This is a genomic window from Microbulbifer epialgicus (genome assembly GCF_041447265.1).
In the GTDB taxonomy this organism is placed as follows: domain Bacteria; phylum Pseudomonadota; class Gammaproteobacteria; order Pseudomonadales; family Cellvibrionaceae; genus Microbulbifer; species Microbulbifer epialgicus.
This window is the reverse complement of the sequence record NZ_JBGMEK010000008.1, coordinates 1-25,133: the sequence shown is the minus strand read 5'-3', so window position 1 is coordinate 25,133 and position 25,133 is coordinate 1. Positions and strand designations below refer to the sequence as shown.

General features: G+C 51.4%; 18 protein-coding genes. 9 read left to right on the top strand and 9 right to left on the bottom strand.

Annotated features, from left to right (window positions below; genetic code table 11):
- The first annotated feature begins 402 nt into the window (after nucleotides 1-402).
- The 3 genes from ACCI49_RS05550 to ACCI49_RS05540 all read left to right on the top strand — a co-directional run bounded on the left by ACCI49_RS05550 (nucleotide 403) and on the right by ACCI49_RS05540 (nucleotide 5,473).
- A complete protein-coding gene (locus ACCI49_RS05550; protein ID WP_371837981.1) occupies nucleotides 403-1,296 on the top strand; it encodes an ABC transporter ATP-binding protein in 894 nt (297 codons plus the stop codon).
- Nucleotides 1,297-1,315: 19 nt separating this feature from the next.
- Complete coding sequence (locus ACCI49_RS05545; protein WP_371837980.1) at nucleotides 1,316-4,897, top strand: ABC transporter permease/M1 family aminopeptidase; 3,582 nt, start codon at nucleotides 1,316-1,318, stop codon at nucleotides 4,895-4,897.
- A 177-nt stretch (nucleotides 4,898-5,074) separates the two neighbouring features.
- On the top strand, nucleotides 5,075-5,473 hold the full coding sequence (locus tag ACCI49_RS05540) for an acyl-CoA thioesterase (RefSeq protein WP_020413936.1): 399 nt from the start codon (nucleotides 5,075-5,077) through the stop codon (nucleotides 5,471-5,473).
- A 76-nt stretch (nucleotides 5,474-5,549) separates the two neighbouring features.
- Here the strand turns inward: ACCI49_RS05540 and ACCI49_RS05535 are convergent, their stop codons facing one another.
- Both ACCI49_RS05535 and uvrD read right to left on the bottom strand, forming a co-directional pair.
- Nucleotides 5,550-6,695: a TRAP transporter substrate-binding protein gene (locus ACCI49_RS05535; protein ID WP_371837979.1), complete on the bottom strand. Its 1,146-nt coding sequence runs from the start codon at nucleotides 6,693-6,695 to the stop codon at nucleotides 5,550-5,552.
- A 134-nt stretch (nucleotides 6,696-6,829) separates the two neighbouring features.
- Nucleotides 6,830-9,034: a DNA helicase II gene (uvrD, locus tag ACCI49_RS05530; protein WP_371837978.1), complete on the bottom strand. Its 2,205-nt coding sequence runs from the start codon at nucleotides 9,032-9,034 to the stop codon at nucleotides 6,830-6,832.
- Nucleotides 9,035-9,173: 139 nt separating this feature from the next.
- On the opposite strand from uvrD, the gene hexR reads away from it, so the two are divergent.
- Entirely contained in the window at nucleotides 9,174-10,028 is an 855-nt protein-coding gene (gene hexR / locus ACCI49_RS05525) for a transcriptional regulator HexR (RefSeq protein ID WP_020413930.1), read from the top strand.
- Between the two features lie 651 nt (nucleotides 10,029-10,679).
- Nucleotides 10,680-11,939, top strand: a complete 1,260-nt coding sequence (locus ACCI49_RS05520; RefSeq protein ID WP_371837977.1) for a multidrug effflux MFS transporter — start codon at nucleotides 10,680-10,682, stop codon at nucleotides 11,937-11,939.
- A gap of 28 nt (nucleotides 11,940-11,967) precedes the next feature.
- On the opposite strand, the gene gstA is transcribed toward ACCI49_RS05520, so the two are convergent.
- The 3 genes from gstA to ACCI49_RS05505 all read right to left on the bottom strand — a co-directional run bounded on the left by gstA (nucleotide 11,968) and on the right by ACCI49_RS05505 (nucleotide 14,060).
- Nucleotides 11,968-12,564, bottom strand: a complete 597-nt coding sequence (gene gstA / locus ACCI49_RS05515; RefSeq protein ID WP_371837976.1) for a glutathione transferase GstA — start codon at nucleotides 12,562-12,564, stop codon at nucleotides 11,968-11,970.
- A 65-nt stretch (nucleotides 12,565-12,629) separates the two neighbouring features.
- Nucleotides 12,630-13,601, bottom strand: coding sequence for a glutathione S-transferase family protein (locus ACCI49_RS05510; protein ID WP_371837975.1), 972 nt, complete (start codon nucleotides 13,599-13,601; stop codon nucleotides 12,630-12,632).
- A 60-nt stretch (nucleotides 13,602-13,661) separates the two neighbouring features.
- Nucleotides 13,662-14,060, bottom strand: coding sequence for a DoxX family protein (locus ACCI49_RS05505; protein ID WP_371837974.1), 399 nt, complete (start codon nucleotides 14,058-14,060; stop codon nucleotides 13,662-13,664).
- Nucleotides 14,061-14,482: 422 nt separating this feature from the next.
- Here ACCI49_RS05505 and ACCI49_RS05500 point away from each other — a divergent pair, with 422 nt between their 5' ends.
- Nucleotides 14,483-15,790, top strand: a complete 1,308-nt coding sequence (locus ACCI49_RS05500; RefSeq protein WP_371837973.1) for a cation:proton antiporter — start codon at nucleotides 14,483-14,485, stop codon at nucleotides 15,788-15,790.
- Nucleotides 15,791-15,803: 13 nt separating this feature from the next.
- Entirely contained in the window at nucleotides 15,804-17,660 is a 1,857-nt protein-coding gene (locus ACCI49_RS05495) for a monovalent cation:proton antiporter-2 (CPA2) family protein (protein ID WP_371837972.1), read from the top strand.
- 23 nt (nucleotides 17,661-17,683) lie between these two features.
- Here the strand turns inward: ACCI49_RS05495 and ACCI49_RS05490 are convergent, their stop codons facing one another.
- The 4 genes from ACCI49_RS05490 to ACCI49_RS05475 all read right to left on the bottom strand — a co-directional run bounded on the left by ACCI49_RS05490 (nucleotide 17,684) and on the right by ACCI49_RS05475 (nucleotide 22,578).
- Nucleotides 17,684-19,345 carry a Na+/H+ antiporter gene (locus ACCI49_RS05490; protein ID WP_371837971.1) on the bottom strand — a complete coding sequence of 554 codons (1,662 nt, stop codon included), beginning with the start codon at nucleotides 19,343-19,345 and terminating at the stop codon, nucleotides 17,684-17,686.
- A 70-nt stretch (nucleotides 19,346-19,415) separates the two neighbouring features.
- On the bottom strand, nucleotides 19,416-20,231 hold the full coding sequence (locus ACCI49_RS05485; RefSeq protein WP_371837970.1) for a class II aldolase/adducin family protein: 816 nt from the start codon (nucleotides 20,229-20,231) through the stop codon (nucleotides 19,416-19,418).
- A 281-nt stretch (nucleotides 20,232-20,512) separates the two neighbouring features.
- Nucleotides 20,513-21,532 carry a zinc-binding alcohol dehydrogenase family protein gene (locus tag ACCI49_RS05480; protein WP_442928484.1) on the bottom strand — a complete coding sequence of 340 codons (1,020 nt, stop codon included), beginning with the start codon at nucleotides 21,530-21,532 and terminating at the stop codon, nucleotides 20,513-20,515.
- 200 nt (nucleotides 21,533-21,732) lie between these two features.
- Entirely contained in the window at nucleotides 21,733-22,578 is an 846-nt protein-coding gene (locus ACCI49_RS05475; protein ID WP_371837969.1) for an alpha/beta fold hydrolase, read from the bottom strand.
- 1,435 nt (nucleotides 22,579-24,013) lie between these two features.
- Here ACCI49_RS05475 and ACCI49_RS05470 point away from each other — a divergent pair.
- A complete protein-coding gene (locus ACCI49_RS05470; protein ID WP_226643980.1) occupies nucleotides 24,014-24,154 on the top strand; it encodes a hypothetical protein in 141 nt (46 codons plus the stop codon).
- A gap of 393 nt (nucleotides 24,155-24,547) precedes the next feature.
- A partial coding sequence (locus tag ACCI49_RS05465; protein WP_371837968.1) for a transposase occupies nucleotides 24,548-25,133 on the top strand: 586 nt, incomplete at its 3' end.

Here is a 25,133-nt window from a genome sequence, read left to right as displayed (position 1 = left end):
GGTCAGAAGGAAAGAATACACTGCGCTCGAGACGCGCTGTGAATACATCCCTGTAAGCTCGTAATCGACATCCATGCCTCATACGGTCCCGAGCGCAGTGTATTCTTTCCTTCCCCCTTTTTTGTACATCTATAAAAAAAACCAAAGGGAACCGGTGCAACTGCGCCGGTTTTCTCTTTAGTTTTAAGCGCAAAATTCCACACTCCGCGCTTAACTACACCACCTTTAAAACCCTCCACCCTTTAAAACTTTCAACGCACCTTATTGTCCCACTCTTTACCATACGCTCTGTTACATTGATGGTTAAAAACCAGGTGCAACTACCTCTTTATCAGTGGAGAGGCAGGTCTATCGATATTCAAAATAATTAAGAACATAAAAATAGTAAAAGGGAATTAAAAAGTGCTGAAAATCTCTAATCTTTCCAAGACTTATGATAATGGCGTGCATGCGCTAAATAACGTCAACCTGGATATCCCCAAGGGTATGTTCGGTTTGCTCGGCCCCAATGGCGCCGGTAAGTCATCATTGATGCGCACTATCGCCACGCTTCAGTTCGCCGACCGTGGCTCCATCACTTTTGATGGAATCGATGTGGCCACGAATTCGCAGAAAATCCGCAGTACCCTGGGTTACTTGCCACAGGATTTCGGTGTTTATCCAAGAATCAGTGCCGAAGATATGCTTGATCATATGGCAGTACTTAAGGGTATCAGCAATCGAAAGGAACGCCGTGAGCTGGTGGCTGAATTATTGCACCAAACCAATTTATTTCGTGATCGCAAGAAAAATCTGAGCGGTTACTCCGGCGGTATGCGCCAGCGCTTTGGAATTGCCCAAGCCCTGATTGGCGATCCGCGCCTGATTATTGTCGACGAGCCCACAGCCGGTCTCGATCCACAGGAGCGCAATCGCTTTCATAACCTGCTCAGCGAAATCGGTGAAAATGTGGTGGTAATACTCTCCACCCACATTGTGGAAGATGTTGCCGACCTGTGCCCCAATATGGCAATTCTCGCCGCAGGCAAAATCGTTGCACAAGGCAAACCGGAAGAGCTGACTTCCAAGCTGCAAGGGCGCGTATGGCGGCGTATCGTCAACAAATCAGAGCTGGAAGAGTGCCGCAATAAATTCGATGTGATTTCCACCCGTCTATTAGCCGGCCGTCATGTTGTACATATACTGGCGGACTCCCAACCGGATGAGGGGTTTGAGCAACTACAACCCGACCTGGAAGATGTCTACTTCTCCACCCTCTTCAGTAATGAAGAATCTCGAGTGGCTAGCGCCGCCTGAGGCGGGGGAGGGTATCGATATGTTTTTATCTATTGCTAAGTTTGAATTTCACTATCAACTGCGCCAGCCGGTATTTTATGTCACCAGCCTGGTATTTTTTCTTCTTACATTCGGCGCTACTGCCTCCAACAGCATACAAATCGGCGGTGCCGGCGGCAGCACCCTGATCAACTCTCCATTTGCGATCATGCAAACCCTGCTGATCATGAGCTTGTTCAGTATTTTTATTACCGCCGCATTCGCAGCCAACCCGGTGCTGCGTGATCGCGATATGAAAATGGATGGTATCGTCTTCAGTACCCCTATCAGCAAGCGCGATTATTTGTTGGGGCGTTTCAGCGGGTCATTTGCGGTCGCCTTCCTGGCATTTTCAGCCTCTGCCCTGGGGATGCTGTTCGGTTCCTGGATGCCCTGGCTGGACCCGGAGCGGTTAGGCCCAACACAAATATCTCATTATCTGCAAACACTATTCGCACTCATTCTTCCCACGATGCTGTTTTGCAGCGCATTATTTTTTAGCCTGGCAGCCGTAACTCGCAGTATGATGGCCACCTACTTGGGACTGATTGCTTTTCTGGTTCTCTATTTTACCAGCCAGGGGATGATGGACGAACCCGCTTATCGCAGTGTAGCCGCACTGGCCGACCCCTTCGGTCTCGGTGCCTTCGATAATGCCACTCGTTATTGGACCGCCTTCGACCGCAATACTTCCATGATTGCCCTGGAGGGAGAGTATCTAACCAACCGCATAATATGGCTCGGCGCCAGCTTGCTAATCATAGGGTTTGGCTATAAACGCTTTTCCTTTGCCGAGCGTAAATCACTCTGGTCACGCAGGCGAGCGGTAGAAATCCAGACTGAAGAGACGTCTCGTTACAACAAGCCACTGCCGCGAATCACCCCCACTTTTGACACAGCCACTATCTGGCAGCAATTCAGGTTACGTTGCGGATTTGAAGTAAAAGCCGTGGTGAAAAGCCTGGCCTTTTGGGTAATCCTGGCAATAGGTGTTTTCAATGTACTTGGCTCTGCGGTCAATCTAGAAGCTTGGTTCGGTACTGCCGTATACCCAGTTACCCGCTCTATGGTAAGCCTGATAGAAGGCTCCTTCAGTCTAATTATGATGATTATTCTGATCTACTATGGGGCTGAAATAGTGTGGCGTGAACGCCAGGCCGGCTGCCATGAAATTATGGATGCAGTGCCCACACCAAACTGGGTGTTTGTGGCAAGCAAGTTTATCGCGATGTTAGTAGTTCTGGCCGGTATATTAATTGCCAGTATGCTCACTACTGTTGCCGTACAGCTGGGCAACGGATACACCACCCTGGAGCCGGGGCTCTATTTTTACGGCCTCTGGTACCAGCTCGCAATGCCCTTCTACCTGATGGCAATCCTCTCCATCTTTGTCCAGGTTATCACCCGCAATAAATTCCTCGGCATGTTACTGATGGTCGGCTACCTGATTAGCACTATTGTGCTTGACAGCCTGGGCTTTGAGCACAATCTCTATCAGTTTGCTGGGTGGAATGCTGCTCCCTACTCCGATATGAATGGCTATGGCCACTTTGAGCAGGGTCGGGCCTGGTTTGCGTTTTACTGGACCAGCTTCAGCCTGATATTAGCAATATTGAGTTATGGGCTGTGGCAGCGAGGCACCCTGGCTCCACTAGCGAGCAGGTTCAAAGCCCTTCGTTTCCAGCTCGGGCTGCCCAGTCGTTTAGCTGGTGCCACTGCTTTGCTGCTGTTTGTTGCTAGTGGAGCCTTTATTTTCTACAACACCAATATTCTCAACGACTATGAAACCAGCAAGGATCGCGAGCAACTGGCAGCGGACTACGAGAAAAAGTACAAATCCCTGGAAGACAAGCCAGCGCCACACATCATCGATGTCAATGTAGATGTGGATATCTTCCCCGATGAACGCCGCTATGAAGTGCGTGGGCGTTACTTCCTGATGAATAAGCGCGATAAATCTATCAATGAAGTAGCCATCGGACTGGATCGCGGTCTCACGGTCAACCAGCTATCCCTGAGTCAGGCCAAACTACGCGAAAAGGATGAACAATTCGGCCATTATTTCTTCGAGCTGGAGCAACCCCTGGAACCTGGAGAGTCACTTACACTGGAGTTTGATCTTAGCAGGATCAGCCGTGGCTTTATGAATTCCGGCTCCTCCACCACTATTGTCCAAAACGGAACTTTCTTTAATAACTTTGAGGCGATGCCCTTTATCGGTTACAACAGTAATATTGAATTAACCGACCGTCACCTGCGCAAGAAGCACGACTTGCCGCCGCCGCAGCGTATGCCCAAACTCGAGGATACAGATCACTACCGGGAGTCCTACCTGCTCAGCGACTCCGACTGGATCAATTTTGAAACCACAGTCAGTACCTCGGTAGGGCAAGTGGCGCTGGCACCTGGCTACCTGCAAAAAGACTGGCAGGAGGGAAAGCGACACTATTTTCACTACAAGATGGATGCCCCGATACACAACTTTTTCTCTTACCTATCTGCGGACTACACCGTAGCTAAAGACCGGTGGCAGGACGTGGCCATTGAGGTCTACCATCACAAACCACACGATTACAACGTGGACCGCATGGTTGAAAGTGTGAAGAAGTCTCTGGAGTATTTCAGTGAAGCCTTCAGCCCTTACCAGTATCGTCAATTGCGAATCGTTGAATTCCCCGGGTATGAACGTTTTGCCCAGGCATTTCCCAACACCGTCCCCTTCTCTGAGTCTATCGGTTTTGTCGCCGACCTCCGCGACCCCGATGAAATTGATTACGTCTTCTATGTGACTGCCCATGAGGTTGCGCACCAGTGGTGGGGACATCAACTGGTCGGAGCCAACGTGCAAGGCGCCACTTTGCTCTCCGAAACCCTGGCCCAGTATTCGGCACTGATGGTTATGGAGCGGGAATACGGCCCGGAAAAGATGCGTCGCTTCCTCAAGTATGAGTTAGACCGTTACCTGAGCGCACGGGGTGCGGAGCTGCTCGAGGAGCTTCCCCTGACTCACAATGAAAACCAGCCCTATATCCACTATCAGAAGGGCTCTCTAGCCATGTATGCCCTCAAGGATGCTATGGGTGAGGATGCTATAAATACGGCCCTCGCATCGCTGCTGGAAGAGAAGGGCTTTTCCAGTGACCCCTACCCCACCAGTATGGATTTGGTAGCGAGACTCAGGGCTCACGCCAAAGCATCTCACCAGGAACTGATTACCGATATGCTGGAGAGGGTGGTTCTTTTTGACCTCAAGGTCGCGAAGGCTACATCCGAGCTATTGGAAAATGGCAATTATCGCGTCCTACTAGAGCTGGAAGCGCACAAGTTTGAGGCCGATGGGGAAGGGCAGGAGCAAGAAATTCCCCTCAAGAACTGGATAGATGTTGCCATTTTCAAGGAAGATCCCGACAAGAACTCCAGTTCAGATAATGTACTCTACTTCGCCAAACAGGAGATCAACGAACAAACCACCGTGCTGGAATTTGAAGTGGAGGGTAAACCGAGCATCGCCGGTATCGACCCCTACATCAAGATGATTGATAAAAACCCAGACGACAACCTGCAGGAAGTAGAGGCTTTGTAATGTAAAGCCCAGATCACTAGTCTCCCGGCCATCTGAGATGGTGGCCGGGAAGCAGGATGGCCAGTTTTCTCCAGTAAAATCTGGATAAGCACTGGTTAATTACTGCGCAATTTGTGTTAGAATGCGCCACCTATCTAGAAGTAGTACCCAATAACTCTAACAAACTGTGAGCAGTCGATGTCCGCACTTTCAGCCCTAGATGAAAACCCGCAACCCACAGGTACGCTAACCCTGCAAACTCTGGCCATGCCCCGTGATACCAATCCCCAAGGGGACGTATTTGCTGGCTGGCTGATGTCGCAAATGGACCTGGCGGGCGCAATCCTGGCCCAAAGTATCGCACGGGGCAGGGTAACCACCGTTGCGGTAGGCAGTATGGTGTTTTTACGCCCGGTACCTGTTGGCTCCACAGTCAGCTGCTATGCCGAGGCTATCGAGGTGGGTCGCTCTTCGATCAGGACTATGGTTGAGGTGTGGCTGACACGGGTTGATTCCGGTGAGCAGGTGAAGGTCACTGAAGGTGAATTTGTATTTGTCGCTATTGACGATAGCGGGCATACTAGGCCGCTGCCTTAAGTTATTCACAAGAAGTCACTCGCTGAATCGCTGCGGGGGAACTGTCTGGTACACAGCTTCCCCTCATTGTCCCCATTTAATCCTTCCTGTTCTCATTATCCAGCTCTCGCGCCTGGTAATAGGCCTCTTCACTAATCTGGTGGTAGGGGCGTACATCCCGCTCAAAATCCTTAAAAGCTTTATAGATACGGGCAAATTCAGGGTCCTTGTTTGCAGTCTCCTGCATTATTTGCGTGTTGATTTGCTTTAAATGAGAAAGTACATCATCCGGTAGACGCCTGAGCTTTACACCGTGCTCCTCTACCAGTTCACGCAGGGCGCGATTATTGCGCGCGGTGTACTCATCCAGCATGTCCTGGTTTGCTTCCCGGGCTGCCACACGCACAATTGCCTGCAGGTCTTTGGGCAATTTATCGAAGGCTTTTTTATTGATGATAAATTCCATCATTGAGCCAGGCTCATGCCAACCAGGATAGTAGTAATACTCGGCAACCTGGTGAAAGCCGAAGGCTAGATCATTGTACGGGCCAACCCATTCAGTCGCATCAATGACGCCAGTTTGCAACGCTGTATAAAGCTCACCACCAGGAATCGTAACGGCCGTGCCGCCGGCCCGGTTTAACACTTCACCTCCCAGACCGGGAATTCGCATTTTTAAGCCCTGCAAATCCTCGACAGAGTTAATCGGCTTATTAAACCAACCCGCCATTTGCACCCCTGTGGAACCACCGGCCATGGGAATCAAATTAAAAGGCTCGTAAATCTCCTCCCAGAGTTCCAAACCACCGCCGTGATGGAGCCAGCCATTCATTTCCTGGGCATTCAAACCAAAAGGTACCGCAGTGAAAAACTGGGCCGCCGGAATCTTGCCTTTCCAGTAATAGGCTGCACCGTGCCCCATCTGCGCCGCACCTTCTGAAACAGCGCCGAAAACCCCCAATGCAGGCACCAGTTCACCAGCACCGTAGACCTTGATTTTGAGACGGCCAGCGGACATCTGCTCCACTGCTTTGGCGAAGCGCTCCGGTGCCTGGCCCAGGCCGGGGAAGTTTTTTGGCCAGGTGGTAACCAGCTTCCACTCAAACAATTCTTTATCATCAGTATCAGAAAAGTGTTGTTGAGGCCCTTGAGCCGCACGGGAAGTTACCAGCGCGGCAAAAGTAATCACCAGCAGGGCGAGAAGGCCCAAAATAACTGCAGGGTACCAATTAATTTTTTTCATCGCTTCTAATTATCGTTTTTCTTGTAAGGCGCTGACTGTCAGCTAGCTAACTTTAATTATCGTGGCTCCAGTAATACCGGAGCCACGTTAGATTTGCTTCTTCAAAATAGATTACGGTTTTCCAGGCTCGCGATCTACAACGGCTGCAATTTAGCCATAGCCACCACCAGCCATTTACTGCCGGCATCGTCGAAATTCACCTGTACCCGCGCGCGTGGGCCATTGCCCTCAAACTGCACTACGGTGCCCTCACCGAATCTGGCATGCTCCACTCGCCCTCCCAGGGCGAGCGGTGGCAAATCATCAAAGTCCGGGGCCGGATCGGAAAACTGACCCACTTTGCCATAGTCCGCCTGGTATAGCGGCCGGGAAATCTCAGTCTTGAGGCGCACTTCGTGCACCAAATTAGCTGGAATTTCACCAATAAACCGTGAGGGGCTGTTATAGGTCTCGCTGCCAAACAGGCGGCGGTTTTCCGCGTAGGTGATATACAGTTTGCGCATGGCGCGGGTAATTCCCACGTAGCAGAGTCGGCGCTCCTCCTCCATGCGACCGGGCTCCTGCGCGGACATCTTGTGGGGAAACAGGTTTTCCTCCACACCCGCCATAAACACCAGGGGAAACTCCAGGCCTTTGGCGGAGTGCAGGGTCATCAGCTGGACGGCATCTTCAAACTCATCCGCCTGGCCTTCGCCAGCATCGAGGGCGGCGCTGTCGAGGAACTGGTTAAGAAGAGGGATTTCCTCCTCATCTTCCTCCCCTTCGGGTAGGTCCACACCAGAGAAAGCGCGACAGGCAGTCACCAGTTCCTGCAAGTTCTCCACCCGTGTTTGGCCTTTCTCGCCTTTCTCTTTGCCGTGAAACTCCAGCAAACCGCTGTTTTCGATCACATCCTCAGCGATAGCATCCAGGTCTTTGTCTTCTGCATTCGCTGCCAGCTGGTTAATCAGGTCCAGGAAGCTCTGCAAGGCATTGCCGGCGCGAGCAGCCAATACCCGTTGCTGCAACATCAGCTTGGCCGCCTGCCACAGGGAACAGCCCTGCTCCCGGGCATAAGAACGCACCATCTCTACAGTGCGCGCGCCGATGCCACGGGTGGGCGTATTCACCACCCGCTCAAACGCAGTGTCATCATCGCGGTTGGTAATCAGGCGTAGATAAGACAGGGCATTCTTGATTTCCAGGCGCTCGTAGAAACGCTGGCCGCCATAGATACGGTAGGGCACCTGCTCGCGCAAAAGTCCCTCTTCAAGTACCCGGGATTGTGCGTTGGAGCGGTAGAGGATGGCGATGCTGTCGCGGCGGTTGCCATCGCGCACCCAGTCATTGATGCGCTCGACAATAAAGCGCGACTCATCCTGTTCGTTGTAGGCCGCATAGACGGCGATGGGCTCACCCTCTTCGCCCTTGGTCCACAACTCCTTACCCAGGCGACCGCTGTTATTGGCGATCACCGCGTTGGCCGCATTCAAAATGGTGGAGGTGGAGCGGTAGTTTTGCTCCAGGCGCACCGTCTGGACTTCTTTCAGATCTGTAGAAAAGTGCTGAATATTCTCGATCTTGGCACCTCGCCAGCCGTAAATGGACTGGTCATCGTCACCCACAGCCGTGATATGGCACTGTTCACCAGCAAGCAGGCGCAACCAGGCGTATTGAATCGTGTTGGTATCCTGGAACTCATCCACCAGAATAAAGGGGAAGCGCCGGCGGTAATGGGCGAGAATAGCGTCGTTATTCAACCAGAGTTCATGGGCGCGCAGTAACAGCTCACCAAAATCCACCAATCCACCGCGCTGGCAAGCCTCTTCATAGGCAAAGTAGATTCGCACCAAGGTCTGCAACCAGGGGTCGGCGCCAGCATTGATATATTGCGGACGCAGGCCTTCATCTTTCTGCGCACCGATCCACCACTGGGTTTCCCGTGGCGGCCACTTTTTATCATCCAGCCCCAGATCCGCCTGTACCCGCTTGATCAGGCGCAGCTGGTCGTCGGAATCCAGGATCTGGAAGTTTTGCGGCAACTTGGCTTCTTGCCAGTGGGCTTTAAGTAGGCGATGGGCCAGACCGTGGAAGGTACCCACCCACATGCCAAAGGTATTCACCCCCAGCAACTCTTCGATACGGGCGCGCATCTCGCGGGCCGCCTTGTTGGTAAAGGTCACCGCCATGATGGAGTAGGGCGAGGCGCCCTCCACCTGCATCAGCCAAGCGATGCGGTGCACCAGCACCCGGGTCTTACCCGAACCGGCACCGGCCAAAACCAATTGATTGCCGGGCGCGGCTGCTACTGCTTCGCGCTGGGCGTCGTTGAGGGGGTCTAAAATCTGAGATACGTCCATGGGCGATGATTGTACCAGAGCTGCTGTGCGAGACCTGTGTAAATAAACAGCATTTTGCCCATCCTGACAACGCAAAGCCGCTCGCCAGCGGAAGACACAGCAGCTACACTGCGCCATTCGGCATTGCGAAGGTAGTCCTGTGAAACCAGCGGAAGTCACGCAAAAAATCAGCGAACAGCTGTCGTCCATGCGCAAATCTGAGCGCAAGGTGGCGGAGTATATCCTCGCCAACCCGGATGAAATTATTCATATGCGTATTGTCGACCTGGCCACCGAGGCCCAGGTAAGTGAGCCCACGGTAGTGCGCTTCTGTCGCGCAGTAGGCTGCTCGGGCTTTCAAGAGTTCAAGCTGAACCTGGCCCAGCAGCTGGCCTCCAGCCCCAGTTTTGGCCAGATTGCAGTAACCGAAACCGACACCATTGCTGAATACAAGCGCAAAGTATTCGATTCCACTGTGGATACATTGTTAAAGGTACGCGACAGGATTGACGACCGCGCACTGGAAGCCGCAGTAACCGCCATGGCCGCCTCTAAGCGGGTAGAGTTCTTCGGCTTTGGTGCCTCCGGTGCTGTCGCTGCCGATGCTCAGCACAAATTCTTTCGCCTGCAACTGGCTACCGCTGCACACTCCGACCATCACATCCAAAATATGTCGGCTATGTCGATGCAACCAGGGGATGTTGTGGTGGCTATCTCCCAGAGTGGACGTACCAAAGCACTGTTACGCTCCATGAGCATGGCAAAAGAGCAGGGCGCTCTGGTAGTGGGACTGGCCCCAAGTGGCTCTCCGGTAGCCCAGCAGGCGAGTATTCCATTGGAGGTGGATGTAGAAGAGGACATCGAGATCTACACGCCACTGTCCTCGCGAATTGCCCACCTGGTGGTAATTGATGTACTCGCGATTGGCGTAGCCCAGCGTAAAGGACCACAGTTGCAAGAACACTTGCTAAAGCTTAAACAGGGCCTTTACACCCTTCGTGAGGACAAGCACTGAGAGCATGCGGGCGCCCTCATAACGAAAAGATTAACCGTAGACATCGCATTAATTGCTTCCCACAGCAGCCGATGCACTGCCATCGGCCAACAGAAATTTATTGCTCCAGCACTACTAACTATCCCGTAAATACTGCAATACAAAACTAAACTGCTTGGCATCCCCAATAAAGACACTCGGCTCTCGGTGGCGACCAGCTGATGGTGGATTAAGGATGGTCTTAGCCGCATCTCCCTAGAGGATTACGCCATCGCAATGATGATGAACTGGAGTAACCTCAACATATTCAGCAGCGTGTTTCAGTGGCTTACTAATGGACTCTGTTGAGCTAAGAGATCGGAAGTATTGATGAGCTGGTGAAAAGGTCTTGGCCCCGTTACCATGGAGCCACACTGGGGCTCAGGCAAAGGGCTACCAGATTCGTACCCTCGGCCGGATAAATTCCATTTCTATGTTTAATATCCAGCCGACATACCCGAATATACCGCCTTCTCAGCGCCTTTCGCGATACGAAAAAAGCTCTATACCCAAAGAACCGTCTTAAATTCACAGGTTTGATATTGAGCTTGCCGTATTCTCGACTGTGGTCTGCCTATAACAGGTCGACCAATGCGTTTTACGGTTTTCCACTGAGCTGTATCAGAGTCAACTATGAGTTCTAAGCCAAAACCCGATGAAAAAACCACACCGCGCTGGCTGGTGGTATGGCTGGCGGCTCTCGTATCCCTAACGCCCTTTTCGATTGACAGCTACCTGCCAGCTATTCCCGCCATGGCTGCGGCACTGGATACCGAGGTGGAGCGAGTACAGTATTCTGTTTCCAGCTTTTTGTTGGGCTTCGCCATTGGGCAGTTGTTTGGTGGCCCTCTGTCAGATCGCTGGGGCCGGCGCCTGGTGGGGACTATCGGTCTCAGCATCTATATCGTCAGTTCCCTGTTAGTGCTGTTCACAGACCATGTCGACCAGCTGATTATCCTGCGCTTCCTGCAGGCCATTGGTGGAGGTTTCGCTACTGTGATCTGCGCAGCAATTGTGCGGGACCTGCACAGCGGGCGCGAGGCCGCCAAGATTATCTCCATGATCAGCACCATTATGTTGATCGCCCCGCTGATTGCACCAGTTATTGGGTCGCTACTGCTGGCTGTTGGCGGCTGGCAAAGCATTTTTGTTTTTTTACTCCTATACGCGGTAGCCATGCTGGTGCTGGTGCGCTTATTGCTGCCTGAGACTGTGCCGCGCTTTACCCGCGCGCGTCGGCAACTGATGCCTCTGGGGTCTCTGATCTCAAGTTATGGACAGGTATTGCGCAATCGCCGCGCTCTCGGTTTCCTGGGTGCCCAGGCCTGTGTGAGCGGCTCAATGTTTATCTATATCACCACGGCGCCCTTTGTATTTATGGATTATTTCGAAGTCAGTGCCAACCAGTTCCCGTTGTTTTTTGGCACCTGTATCCTTGGCCTGATCTGCATGGTTCAGGTCAATATACGGCTGCTAAACCTGTTTCAGCCACGCAATATACTGCTCGCAGGCATCACACTGCAGATGTTGGGCTGTGGCCTGCTATTGCTCGGCACTATGACTGGTATCCGGGAAATAGCCCTTTGGATGGTGCCGCTGGTGCTAGTGATGAGCTGTATCGGGATTACCGGCCCCAACGCCGCCGCCTGCTATCTGGAGTTTTTCCCTAAAATCAGTGGCAGCGCCAATGCCCTTTACGGCGCAACGATTTTTATTACCGGCGGGGTTCTCGGAGGGTTGGTCAGCAGCCTGCACACTGGAACATTAATACCTATTGCAGGGTCCATGTTTGGCTGTGCGGTGGCGGCATTATTCTCTGCCGTAGTGATTGCACAGGCGCGCAAGCCTATTGAATCGGATATTCCGGCGACCAAGCGCTTCACCCCGCGATAACTTGCGGGGTTTTAGGGAAGTGGGTCTTCTACAGTTTTTCTTCTTGCAGCGCCTGCTTTACCGACGGTCTCTGCGCCATGCGTTCCTGAAAGGCCTGCAATTTGGGCCACCGTGACATATCAAACTGTTGATCCTCAAGCCAGCGCGACAGCACGTAAAGGTAAGCATCGGCCACGGAGAACTCATCGCCCATCAGGTAATCCTTAACCAAGCGCTTCTCGATATAATCAAAGCGTCGTACCAAACTTTCCCGCGCCTCCTTCTGTTCATCCTCAGGACCATCCCAGAACAGTGGTTTAAACAATTTATGCACTTCTGCGCTAAGGAAATTTAGCCACTCCAGCAGGCGATAGTGGGCGAGGCTCCCCACTGGCGGGGCTAGGTGCGCATTGGGTTTTTGCTCGGCGAGAAACTGCACTATCGTCGCCCCTTCCGTCAATATCTCTCCCCCCTCCAATTGCAATGCAGGGATATAGCCTTTGGGGTTGATCTTCCTGAAATCATCACCGTTTTCCATCGTGTGAGTCTTCAAGTCCACCTTGCACAGATCCAGATCAATACCCGCTTCAAGAGCGACAATATGAGGGGACAGGGAGCAGGCACCGGGGGTATAGAAGAGTTTCATGACGATCCTCAGATAACAGTTGCACAGCAACCAGCAGTATAGATGTGCTTTTTAAAGCGCTTGGGCTATCTGCGACCGTGGGGTGCAGCATAATCCAACTCAGGACCCTTCGGCACTATGCCGGTGGGATTGATATGTAGGTGGCTGCCGTAGTAGTGATGTTTGATATGGAAAAAATCCACGGTTTCTGCAACGCCTGGCCACTGGAAGAGTTCTCGGGTAAACCCCCACAGGTTTTTATAATCTGCCAAGCGCTGTTTATTGCACTTGAAGTGGCCGTGGTAAACCGCGTCAAAACGGATCAACGTGGTAAACAAGCGCCAGTCGGCCTCAGTTATCCTGTCACCAGCCAGATAGCGGTTATTCTGCAGACGCTGCTCCAGTTGCTCGAGTGTATTGAACAGGGATTCATAAGCACATTCATAGGCCTCCTGGGAAGTGGCAAATCCGGCACGATAAACTCCGTTATTCACCGTTTCATACACCACATGATTGGTGGCATCGATATCACCGCGCAGGTCCTGCGGGTAAAAATCCTCTGCGTTACCGGTGAGGTGATCGAAGGCGCTATTGAGCATGCGGATGATTTCCGACGATTCATTGTTAACGATACACTGGCGCTGTTTGTCCCAAAGGACCGGCACAGTGACACGGCCGCTGTAATCGCTGCGGTTACGCAGGTAAATCTGGTAAAGGTAGTCACAGCGAGAAAGGCGATCGCCGCTGCTACCCTCCTCGGTATTAAAGCTCCAACCGTGCTCACGCATAAACGGGCTGACGATCGATATGTCGATAGAATCCTGCAACCCCTTTAAACTGCGGAAAATCAATGTGCGGTGGGCCCAGGGGCAGGCGAGGGAGATATACAAATGATAGCGGCCGGACTCTGCGGCAAAACCACCCTCTCCACTGGGACCCGGACTACCATCGCTGGTCACCCAGTTGCGTAGTTGTGCCGCCTCCCGCACAAACTCGCCCTGATGTTTACCGGTGTCATACCAATGGTCGCGCCACTGTCCATCGACCAAAAGGCCCATCGCCATCTCCAGATGCTACAGTGAACTACCTCCAAGGGCGGATTGAAAATAGCGCAACAACTACTTTTTACGTACCCAGTGATCCAGGCTGAAACGCCCGGCACCGGCACAAGCGAGTATCAGGAAGCCGCCAGCAATAGTGATATTTTTCATAAAACTTGTCATCTCATTGGGGTCGCCGGGAACAAGGTGCACCATCCAGGCACTGGCCAAGCAGAACAGAAAAAGTATCAGTGCCGCACAGCGAGTAAAGAAGCCGAGCAATACTGCCAACCCCCCAATCAATTCAACCACAATCACTAAAGGCAACAACAGGGCGGGAAGCCCCATAGACACCATAAAGGCCTCTGTCATCTTGTATCCGCCAATTTTGTTCCAGCCGGCAAAAATAAACAGTAGGGACATCAATACCCGCCCAACTAATTTGGAGGTATCGCACAATGCAGGGTGATTTACCATGACTCTCTCTCGCAATAGCGAACTAACAGATAGTGAGATGCATCAAGTGTAGTTGGGAAGCTCTACGGTAGTCGAAAAGTAAAATTTGTTAGCCACACGAAACGACTTACAACAGGGAAAAAACTGACAAAATTTGATGAAAATCAAGAAATGGTAATCTGGACAACCCGTCTTATTCGCCTGAACGTAAAAATGAAAATTGCTGTTGTGCCTCACCTGGGAGCCGTTACAATTGCGCGCCCCTACGTACTCTGATATCCGGAGCGAGCCCGTCCCACGGGTAAATCGAACGGCCCCTGCACGGCTACAATAACGGCACACACACAACTGATAAATTGACCCGCTGAAAGAGCAAAAGCACTGCTCCTTTTTGAGGGCTGGGAGTCATCCCGGAAATTTCACCCCTGGAGTCCACGCACTGCATGGAAGTCTATTACACCTTTTGTTTTCTTGCCGCTGTGTCGGTCTTTCTCGGTTTCCTCAACCAGTATGTATTGCGCGCGCAAACCACCATTGCGATAACCACCGGCGCCCTGGCACTGTCTTTGGTAGTAACCGGCCTCGGAAAATTGGGGGTGGTGGAACTGCGCACCTGGGCGGACCAATTGCTGCCTTTACTCAACCTGGAAGATATCCTGTTGAAAGGCATGTTGGGCTTCCTGCTTTTCGCTGGTAGTTTACATATCGATTTGCTGGCACTGCGTAACCAGAAAGTGGAAATTGGTCTGCTGGCTATCGTCGGCACCCTAATTTCCACATTTATTGTGGGTGCACTACTGTACTGGTTCCTAATGCTGGTCAATATGCCAGTGGCCTTTGTTTACTGCCTGTTGTTTGGCGCGTTAATTTCCCCTACCGATCCCATTGCCGTGCTGGCAATTATGAAAAACCTGAAAGCGCCAGAGCAGGTTTCTATCCAGGTGGAAGGAGAGTCCCTTTTTAATGACGGCTTTGGCATAGTGATCTTCGCTGTGATCTATGCCCTGGCATTTGAGGGCGGCCAGCCGACAATCCCCGCTGTCGCAGAGCTATTCCTCGTGGAGGCTGTCGGCGGCATTCTGCTTGGGCTGATTATTGGTGGGCTGTTCCACTGGCTGATCTGTTGTACCGATGACCACAGCCTGGAATTGTTGCTCACCCTGGTAATCCCCACCGCCGGATTCTCCCTCGCCAATATCCTAGGCGTATCGGGCGCTCTGGCTATGGTGGTGAGCGGTATTATCATCGGCAATTTTACCCGCGAGCGCGGTTTTTCCCGCGTCAGCCAGCACGAACTGGATAACTTCTGGAGTATCACCGAAGACTTCCTTAACGGTTTACTGTTCCTGCTGGTGGGCCTGTTCCTGATTACTATCGACCTACGTCCGGCAGACTACCTGTTGATGATCGTGGGCATAGTCATCGTACTGCTGGCACGGGTCGTGGCAGTCACTGTCCCCTTCGCTTACCTGAAAAGGCGGCGCCGCTATCATCCGTATACCAATCGAATTTTGATTTGGGGCGGCCTCAAAGGTGGCCTGGCACTGGCACTGGCCATGTCGATTCCCTCGAGTAGCGCCTTTGTACAGGGTCAGGACCTTCGCTACCTGTGGGTGGTGATGACTTATGGCGTGGTGCTCTTTTCTATCGTGGTCCAGGGCTCTACCATAGCGCCGTTAATTCGCCGCAGCCGGGAGTTTGCCGAGCCGGAAAGTGCGGTGGAATCCAGCCAGCAGCAAACTGCAAAATAGCGATAACTGATAAATGGAACACTCAAACTTCCTCCTCGAGGCGGTCATTTTTATGGGCGCAGCGGTGATCGCCGTGCCCATTGCCACACGATTGGGGCTGGGCTCGGTGCTCGGTTACCTGCTCGCTGGGGTAGCCATAGGCCCCAGTGCGCTGGGCCTGGTTGGTGATGCCAGCGATGAAATGCATGTGGCCGAATTTGGGGTAGCTCTGATGCTGTTTTTGATCGGTCTGGAGTTGCAGCCGAAAAAACTGTGGCAGATGCGTGGCGCCATTCTCGGTACCGGCAGTGCCCAGCTACTATTGACCGCTGCTGCAATTGCCGGGGTGGCGCTACTTTTATTTGATATGGGCTGGCGTTCCGGAGTCGCTATCGGCCTGATCCTGGCACTCTCCTCCACCGCCATCGTACTGCAGTCCCTCAGTGAAAAGGGGTTACTGAAAACCCAGGGCGGGCGCAGCGCCTTCGCAGTGCTGTTGTTCCAGGATATAGCCGTTATCCCCATCCTTGCGCTTTTGCCACTACTCGCGGGCACACCAGCCGAGGCCCACGCCAGTGGTCTGAGCGGATGGCAATATGGCGCCGCAGTAATCGCCACCATCGCCGCTTTTGCCATTGCCGGCCGCTATTTACTCGGCCCATTGCTGCGCCTGGTAGCGGGTAGTCAAGTGCGTGAGATGTTCACCGTCACCGCCCTGTTGATTGTGTTTGCCGCCGCAGCGGTGATGAGCTGGCTGGATTTGTCGCCGGCACTGGGAACCTTTCTCGCGGGAGTCCTGCTAGCGGAAAGTGAATTTCGTCACGAGTTGGAAGCGGATATACAGCCGTTTAAAGGGTTACTGTTGGGCCTCTTTTTTATTGCTGTGGGAGCCAGCCTGAACTTCGCCCAGATCGCGGAAAATCCGCTGTTGTTATTTGGGCTGGTTATAGCCCTGGTATTGGTGAAATTCGCAGTTCTGTTTGCCCTGGCACGCATCATGCGCTTATCAAAAGGGGAGGACTGGCTGTTCGCCCTATCCTTGGCCCAGGCGGGGGAGTTCGGTTTTGTGCTGGTGTCTTTTTCTACCCAAATTCAGGTGTTGGATGCCGGTTCAAGCAGCCTGTTGGTAGCCTTGATCGCCCTAACCATGGCACTCACCCCAGTACTGCTATTGGTGTTTGAGCAGTTTATCCAGCCACGCTTTCTGGTTGGGCCAGAAGGCCCTGTCAAGCCCCATGATGCGCCACCGGTAGACCATGGCTCACCGGTGATTATCATCGGTTACGGGCGCTTTGGACAGATTACTGGGCGCCTGCTTAACGCCTGTGGCTTCGGTACCACCCTACTAGAGCGCAACGCAGAACAGCTCGACTTAGTGCGTCGCTATGGCATTGAGGCTTATTACGGAGATGCTTCGCGAGAGGACCTACTGCGCGCAGCCGGAGCAAAAAATGCACGCCTGGTAATCCTGACCCTAAGTGATCAGGCAGCTTCCCTGGAAATCGTCACCCAGCTGCAGAAACACTTCCCGAATCTGACTATTCTGGCTAGGGCGCGCAATCGTATGCATCAATATGCGCTGATGGAAGCGGGAGTGAAATATATTTTCCGCGAGACCGTAGACTCAGCACTGGCTATTGGTGAGAAAGCCCTGGTATTGCTCGGTCTCAGCCCAATGCAGGCCCGACGTGCGGCGCGCAAATTTAAGCAGCACGATGAACGCATGCTGGAAGCACTGTTTCCCTATTGGCGCGATGAAACCCAGCATATCGCGCAGACCCGGATCTACCGCGAACAGCTGCTACAGGCTTTGCAGCAGGACAGGCGCGACAAGGATTTACACTTGGATCACTATTGGGAAGAGGCCCAGCCTGAGACAGAAAAATCTTAGAAACTCAAAGGAAAGCGGGCTGCCTAGCCTTTTGATATCAGGCTTGCCTCTACCAAGTCCACTTCCAATACCAGTTTGCGGTGGAGCTCATCGTCAATTTCCCTGCGTATCCTCAAGGCGAATAGCTGCTTGCGTTCGGCGGCGAGGGCTGCAAGACGGAAATTGCGTTCCACCCGCGCTCGTACCCAAACCTCCTTCTCGCTTTCATTGTCATCACTACTGATCCGCCGACGATAAACTTCCAAAAGATGGTCAATGACCTCATAGGCAATATCTTTGTGCTCCCAATGCCCATCAATGCCACTGCGTAATACTATCAGGCGCTGCTCTGCAGCCTTAGCCGCAGAGATCCTCGCCCCTCTCTCATCGCCTATTGCCGCTAGTTGTGGGGTATCGGGCAAGTGCTTCAGCAAGAGGGGGAGAGAGACACTGGCGAGCAGCAGTGACACCAGGATTACACCCATAGCAATCGCGAGCGCCAATTCGCGTCCTGGCAACAATGAACCATCGGGCAAAAATAAAGGCAGAGAAAAAGCGCCAGCCAGGGTAATTGCTCCGCGTACCCCTGCAAGGCTCAATACGCTGACCAAAACAAAGTGAGTAGAAAACGAAGGGATGCTCCGGCGAAAACGCGAGAAGTAGAGTGACACCCAAACCCAAATGAAGCGCAGCAGTAGTAGTACCAAGGAAATAGCCAGGATATATATAGCCACCATACCAAGGCCCGTATGCCTCGCCCCACTTAGGTCCGCTTCAGAGAGGCTCACTAATTGCTCCCCCAGCAATACAAAAATGATGCCATCTAACACCGTCTGAACGGTATTCCACACCGCTCGGCGATCCATCCGTGTCGTTGACATTTCCGAGCCATGCAGGCTGGTGTAGTGGGTGGCTATACCAGCGGTAGCTGCCGCCAGAATGCCCGATACCTGCAGGCTCTGACATACCAGATAAGCCGCAAAAGGCACTAATAGGCTCACAAGTATCTGTATTGCAGAATCCTCTCCGCCGATTCGCACCAGCCAACGCAGCAGGTAGCCACATGCAAACGCGACGCCAGCGCCAACCGCTATCCCCCCCACGGCAACCCAGACAAATCCACCTAGTGCCTGTGAAAATGAAAAGCTGCCGGTCATTGCAGCCGCTACCGCAAAACGGAAAATATCCAACCCTGATGCATCATTAAATAGGGACTCCCCAGCAAGAATATGTTCCAGTCGCGCTGGCATGGCACTGCCACCGTGCACTACCGAAACCGCCACTGGATCTGTAGGCGCAAGTATCGCTGCTACGGCAAAAGCCACAGCTATAGGCATAACCGGCACCAGCCAGAAAATAAAAAACCCCATTCCCACCACGGTAAAAACTACAAGTCCAACTGCGAGGGTAACAATCAGTCCCAAGTCTCTAAAAAACGCACCCTTAGGAATACGCCAACCGGCAAGAAATAACAGTGGTGGGATAAACAGCAGGAAAAAAATTTCAGGATCGAGCGGTACTTTGATACCGAAAACACCACCTAGGAGTGCCCCTCCCACGATTTGTATTAAAGGCAGTGGAATAGGCAAAGGAAGAATGCGTGCGACAATAAGGCTAAGCGCCACCACCAACAGCAACAGTAGTGCAATAACGAGATAGTGCATCGCCCACTCAGAGTCCTTGTGAGGCCCACCGCGTAGCGGCATTTACCCGACATCCACCGGGTTAATCATTTCAGCCAGTATAGGAAACTACGAATATCAGGCGCGTACTGCGCTACTCGAACATCTCCGGCTGTTCCTCGCAAATCACACTGTACAGCGGCTGGAAGCTAAAGAGTCCAGCCAGCTCTGTGCCCACTACAGCACGCGTGCGAATCGCCACTTCTGGTTCGATCAATACCGGCTTCCCCGCCGCCTCAGCCATTAACTGCACCTGGCAGCTACGCTCCATGGTGATATACCACCAAGCTGCTTCATCCACCGTTTTCCCTACTGTGAGCAATCCGTGATTCTGTAATATCAAGGCCTTGTAATGACTCAGGGCCCGCGCCAATGCCTCCCCCTCCCCCATCTCCAGAACAACACCGGAAAAAACATCCAGTAAACCGTGATCCCCAAAAAAGGCACAGGCATCCTGGGTGATAGGATCCAGCAGGCGCCCAAGAGAAGACCAGCTTTTTCCGTACAGGGAGTGGGCGTGGGCAGCAGCGACAATTTCCGGGCGCGTACGGTGGATATGGGAGTGAATGGTAAAAGCGGCACCATTTAAATAACCGTCGCCCTCTACCACCTCACCTCGATGATTGACCAGTAACAGCTGCGACATGCGTAAATTTTGGAAGGCCACTCCCATTGGGTTTACCCAAAAATGATCCTCATATTCTGGGTCCCGTACAGTAATATGGCCGGCAATTCCCTCATCGTAACCAAATTTCCCAAATAGCCGAAAAGCAGCCGTCAATTTTCTTTTGCGCTCTTCTCGTACCTGTGCCGGTGGCAATAGCGGGTCTCCCAGCAACATATTGATGTCGCCATTCATAACCGCAGCATTGATGCCTGTCTTTTTTATGGTTTTTTCTGCAGTGCTCATCAGCCATCTCTTTGTAGTAGAGAAAATTACGAAAGCTGGTTATAGCATGTAATCTCAATATGAGGCGAGAGAAAGTGCCGGAGTTATTTTTTTCGAAAATAATTCTGAGGGATGACTTTTATGCCTTAAGGTGAGATTTATAAGGTAGGTAAATGTCGCATTTTTTATATATCAAGAAACCGTATATTTTTAAAAAATGGGACATAAATCCATGCCCCATTATTTTAATAAAAAGATATAACTCTTAAGTGAAAAGTAAAGAAATTATGGTTCTTCCCGATTTATTCAAATCCTTCCAGAACAATTTTTCCTCTAGCTGCCTGCGACTCAATCAGAGCGTGGGCCTTGCGCAGGTTTTCGGCATTTATTTTTCCAAAATGCTGGCCGAGCGTAGACTTAATTAGCCCATCATCAATCAATTCAGTCAGTTCACTGAGAAGGTCGTGTTGTGCGCGAATATCCTCAGTTTCAAAAAGCGAACGGGTGAACATAAACTCCCAGTGCAGAGAGATGCTTTTCTGTTTGAGCTTTATCACGTCCAGTGAAGCGGGGTCATCGATTAACGCAAACTTACCTTGGGGTTTTATGCTTTTCACAATCTCCGCCTGATGATCCTCAGTATTAGTGAGACTAACGACATAATCGACCTCACTGAGGCCCGCGCCAGCTAACTCCTCACTCAAGGGATTGTGGTGATTAATCACATGATGCGCACCGAGGTTCTTCAGCCAGGCTTTCGTTTCCTGGCGGGAGGCTGTGCCAATGACTGTAAGGTTGGTCAATCGCCGGGCCAGCTGAACCAGGATAGAACCTACACCCCCCGCAGCACCTATCACCAGGATAGACTTGCTATTGGCCCCTTTTCCCACCTCTACCTGTAAACGGTCAAAAAGCATTTCCCAAGCGGTAATAGCCGTCAGGGGCAGGGCGGCGGCCTCCGCATCAGTCAGGCTATGTGGTGCTCGGCCGACGATGCGTTCATCTACCAGCTGGTACTGAGCATTGCTACCAGGGCGGGAGATATCCCCCGCATACCAAACTCGCTCTCCAACGGAAAACTCTGTAACCTCTGGACCAATTTCTTTAACAACCCCTACAGCATCCCACCCCAGGACTTTCCACTGCCCCTCAACGGGCGTGACTTTGGCACGTATTTTAGTATCTACAGGATTTACCGATATCGCACGAACCTCAACCAGTAAATCTCTCCCGGATGCTTCGGGAACCGGCAAGGAGATGTCCTGCAGAGATTGGGAGTCAGAAATGGGCAGGGATTGTTGATAACCGACGGCCTTCATCATTATAAAACGTCCTTTGTGAACAACCCGATTGGGATGGCGTCATCTTAGATATTGTTGTCCACTAGAAAAACCACCTAAATGTGTAAGGTGTTTCAAAAAATATTTTAAAGTCCAAACCGCCACCTAAAAGTTCCCGCCTACTTCCCCCTGGGATAATGCGATTTTTTACATGAGATACCCCTATAGAAAACCAGCCGGGGCTAACCTAAAAAGTCGCGCAAAATTCCGTTGAATCTGCTTGCTGCCTCCAAAAACAGGAAGTGACTGCCTCCATCGATGGCATCAATAATTTCCAATCGCGAGCCTCTAATCTGCTTGTGAATCCACTGCTGGCACTCCACCGGGTGAGGACTGGCCCTACCGAAAGCGATCAAAGTGGGCTTTGCTATACGGGGGATAAAGTCCCGCCAGTCACGGGTGACATTGTCGATAAACAGGCGTGCCGCCAGTGCACGGGGGAACTGCAAATTGACCGCAATCAGCTCTTCCCTTTGTTGTGAGGTCATTGCCGGGGTCACCATAGACATCAGGATATCCCGGGTGGCTCGCTCCCCATTGGGGCCTATCAACTGGTTGGTAAACTGGTAGAGTCCATCAGGTGTGAAAATTGCCCCAGCATCTAAACACTGTTTTTCCGACCAGCCAGGATCGGCGAGCAGGGCAGCGGGCTCATCGATAAAAACCAATTTAGAAACCAAGCCATCACCGAACATCTCCAGGTAATTCCAGATAACTGAGACACCCGCCGAGTGGCCGAGCAGGTAGAGTGGGTCTGGCCTAAGGTCGGTAATCAGCTCCTGCAGATCCTTGGCCAAACGGGCAATTCGGTATCCATGTGAGGGTTTGTCAGAAAGGCCGTGGCCGCGCATATCCAGTGCGACCACTCTCAGGTGATCGCTCAGTCCTGCGAGCTGATGCTTGAATAAGGCGGCCCCCTGGGACCAACCATGTAGTATCAATAGAGTGGGCCCGGAGCCCGCCTGCAGGTAGCGGAGCGTCACCCCATCCGAAGTAATAAATGCAAACCGTCCTGCAGATTTATTCATAAGCTGTAAATAGACAACAATGTTTCATACTTTCTATACTGAGGAGTTATACCAACATTCCTTCTGGACAAGTCAGTATTGAAAAATGTGTAAAAGGAATTATCTGTATTGGCATGACTAGACACTCAGCATCTGGACGGCAGTTTCTTCCCGTCTTACAGTAAACTAACCTCCTCTAATAAAGATTTAGACTAACTCCCACCTTCTCGTTAGTTTGTTACTCAGCTTTGGAACAATGATCCTACCCAGCAACAACAGACATCATAAAGCAGCTAGTTCCCTCCAGTCTCACGACAGTCTTTCACAGACCAGTATACTAACGTGTATAGCCAGAGTGCGGTTCATTTTGACTTCAGTTATCACTTAGTCTCGCATTCGACAGTGTGTTGAAACCCATATGACTCATAAAAATGCCCTTATGCGACTCATAGAGTTGTGATCTATGATCCATCTACAAGAATACTCTCCGAATTACTCAGTAACTTCCTCGGTATTCGCCCTAAAAAAATGAATTACATACCATCAGCTGGACTGCAAGCCGACTCCCCCTTCAGAGCATTTCTCTGGCCATTTCTACGCTCCGCGAAAACACATCCGGAACAACTATCGACGTATAAATCCTAATTCATAAAAATGAGACAAAATTCATCTTACTATAATGATGCAATCAATTTATATCGATGATAATTTTAATTTCAAGAGAAAAGTATTAGATCCTCAAGGCGATGGCTGAGCGACTAAAAATACAACAATCCAAGATCAGTCAAATTCTTGCAGAAGGGTTTCCTGGAGGTTTTGGTGCAATAAAACCTTATTTCCAGTTATGGAGTGCGCTATATGAAGAACATTACGTATATAAGAATCTTGAATTTAGTTTTCTTACTATGCATATCATTTACTTCCTATGCGGAGTTCCCAACAAAAGATTTTTTATTTGAAGCATCCAAGCTACGCCTATTTCACCCAGCGCAGCTCTGATTGCTGTGAAAGTATGATGCTTTATTTTCATTCTACAAAGCCATGTAAGTTAACAATAAAGTATCATACTTTCTATATTGAGAACTTTCTTGCAAGTACGAATGCTGATCCATCTCCCATTGACCGCAGGAGATCCTCGCCAGTTTAATCCATTCCCAACTGCACACCGGATTACGCTTTTGAAGCCTACCTTAGTGTCCTCATACACCATCATTTTTGATAAGTGTGAGTCATAGAGTGAGCTACTATGAGTCACTTTAAGGGTGTTTTATGAGTCATAGATACAAGAGTTCCTCCATCGCTCTATACACAGAAGGGACTGCCGGAAGAGATCGGCGCGACACGACGGGTCATTGTCTACTACGAGACCGAGAGCGAACACCCACCGGCCAACCTGCTGGTAGACCTGGCGCAGGCCCTCAAGGTCAGCACGGACGAGCTACTCGGTGTTAAGCCGATGAAGAAGATCAAGCAGCCGGATTCCAGATTGCTGAGACGGATGCAGCAGATTGAGAAGCTGGACGCCGCCACCAAGCGGCAGGTGATTCAGGTGATCGATACGTTTATCGAGAATGCCAAGCTGAAGAAGCAGGCTTGATAACCCATAACGACAAAGCCCCGGCAGGTCGTTCTACCGGGGCTTCTAGGTAATTAGGCGTCTCGCTTATTTATATTCAATAGGCACTGCCTGCCAATGCATTTCTTTTCTAAGTACATCCGCGTCAGCTATACCTTTGGGTAAAGTGACATTTAATTGATCCGAGCTTAGCCACTCAACACGTACATCTCCAGCAGCCTCCACAATAAATATGTCTTCAGGGTACCTCTAAAAATTCACTAATTTCCGGTAAAATAGTCTAAACGCTCACTAGTAAAGGTTATTGTCAAATGGAGCTATAACCAAATCTGGTGTTTAAAGGTTTGAAAAAAAGCGGCGTATCTGGTTGATTTGTTATCGCCAGACAATAAACCAACTAAGGGATACGCCGCCATGGACAAGAATACCGTTGTCGAGTTTTCAGGTCGAGAGGAGACGACCGATCCGCTAACAGAAATTCTACGCAGGGGAGCACGAGAACTACTTCAGCAGGCTATAGAAGCCGAATTATCCACTTTTATGGATACATTCCGTGAGCGTCGTTTAGACGATGGCCGCGCGGCTGTTGTACGCAATGGACACCTGCCTGTGCGCGATATTCAAACTGGCATTGGCCCGGTTGCGGTGAAAGTGCCAAAGGTACGTAGTAAAGATGGCAAGCCCGTAACCTTCCGTTCCGCATTAGTGCCGCCATATGTGCGCAAAGCTCGGACCCTGGAATCTGCACTGCCCTGGCTTTACCTGAAAGGCGTATCAACAGGAGAGATGGAAGAGGCCCTGAGGATTCTGGTTGGCCCGGAAGCGAAAGGCTTGTCGGCCAGTACAGTGTCACGCTTAAAAAGTCAGTGGAAGCAAGAATACGAGGCATGGCGGAAGCAGGGACTGAATAAAGATCGCTGGGTTTATATCTGGGTAGATGGCATCTATAGCGGCCTGCGTTCAGAAGAGAGTAAGCTCTGCGCTCTAGTTGTCATTGGTG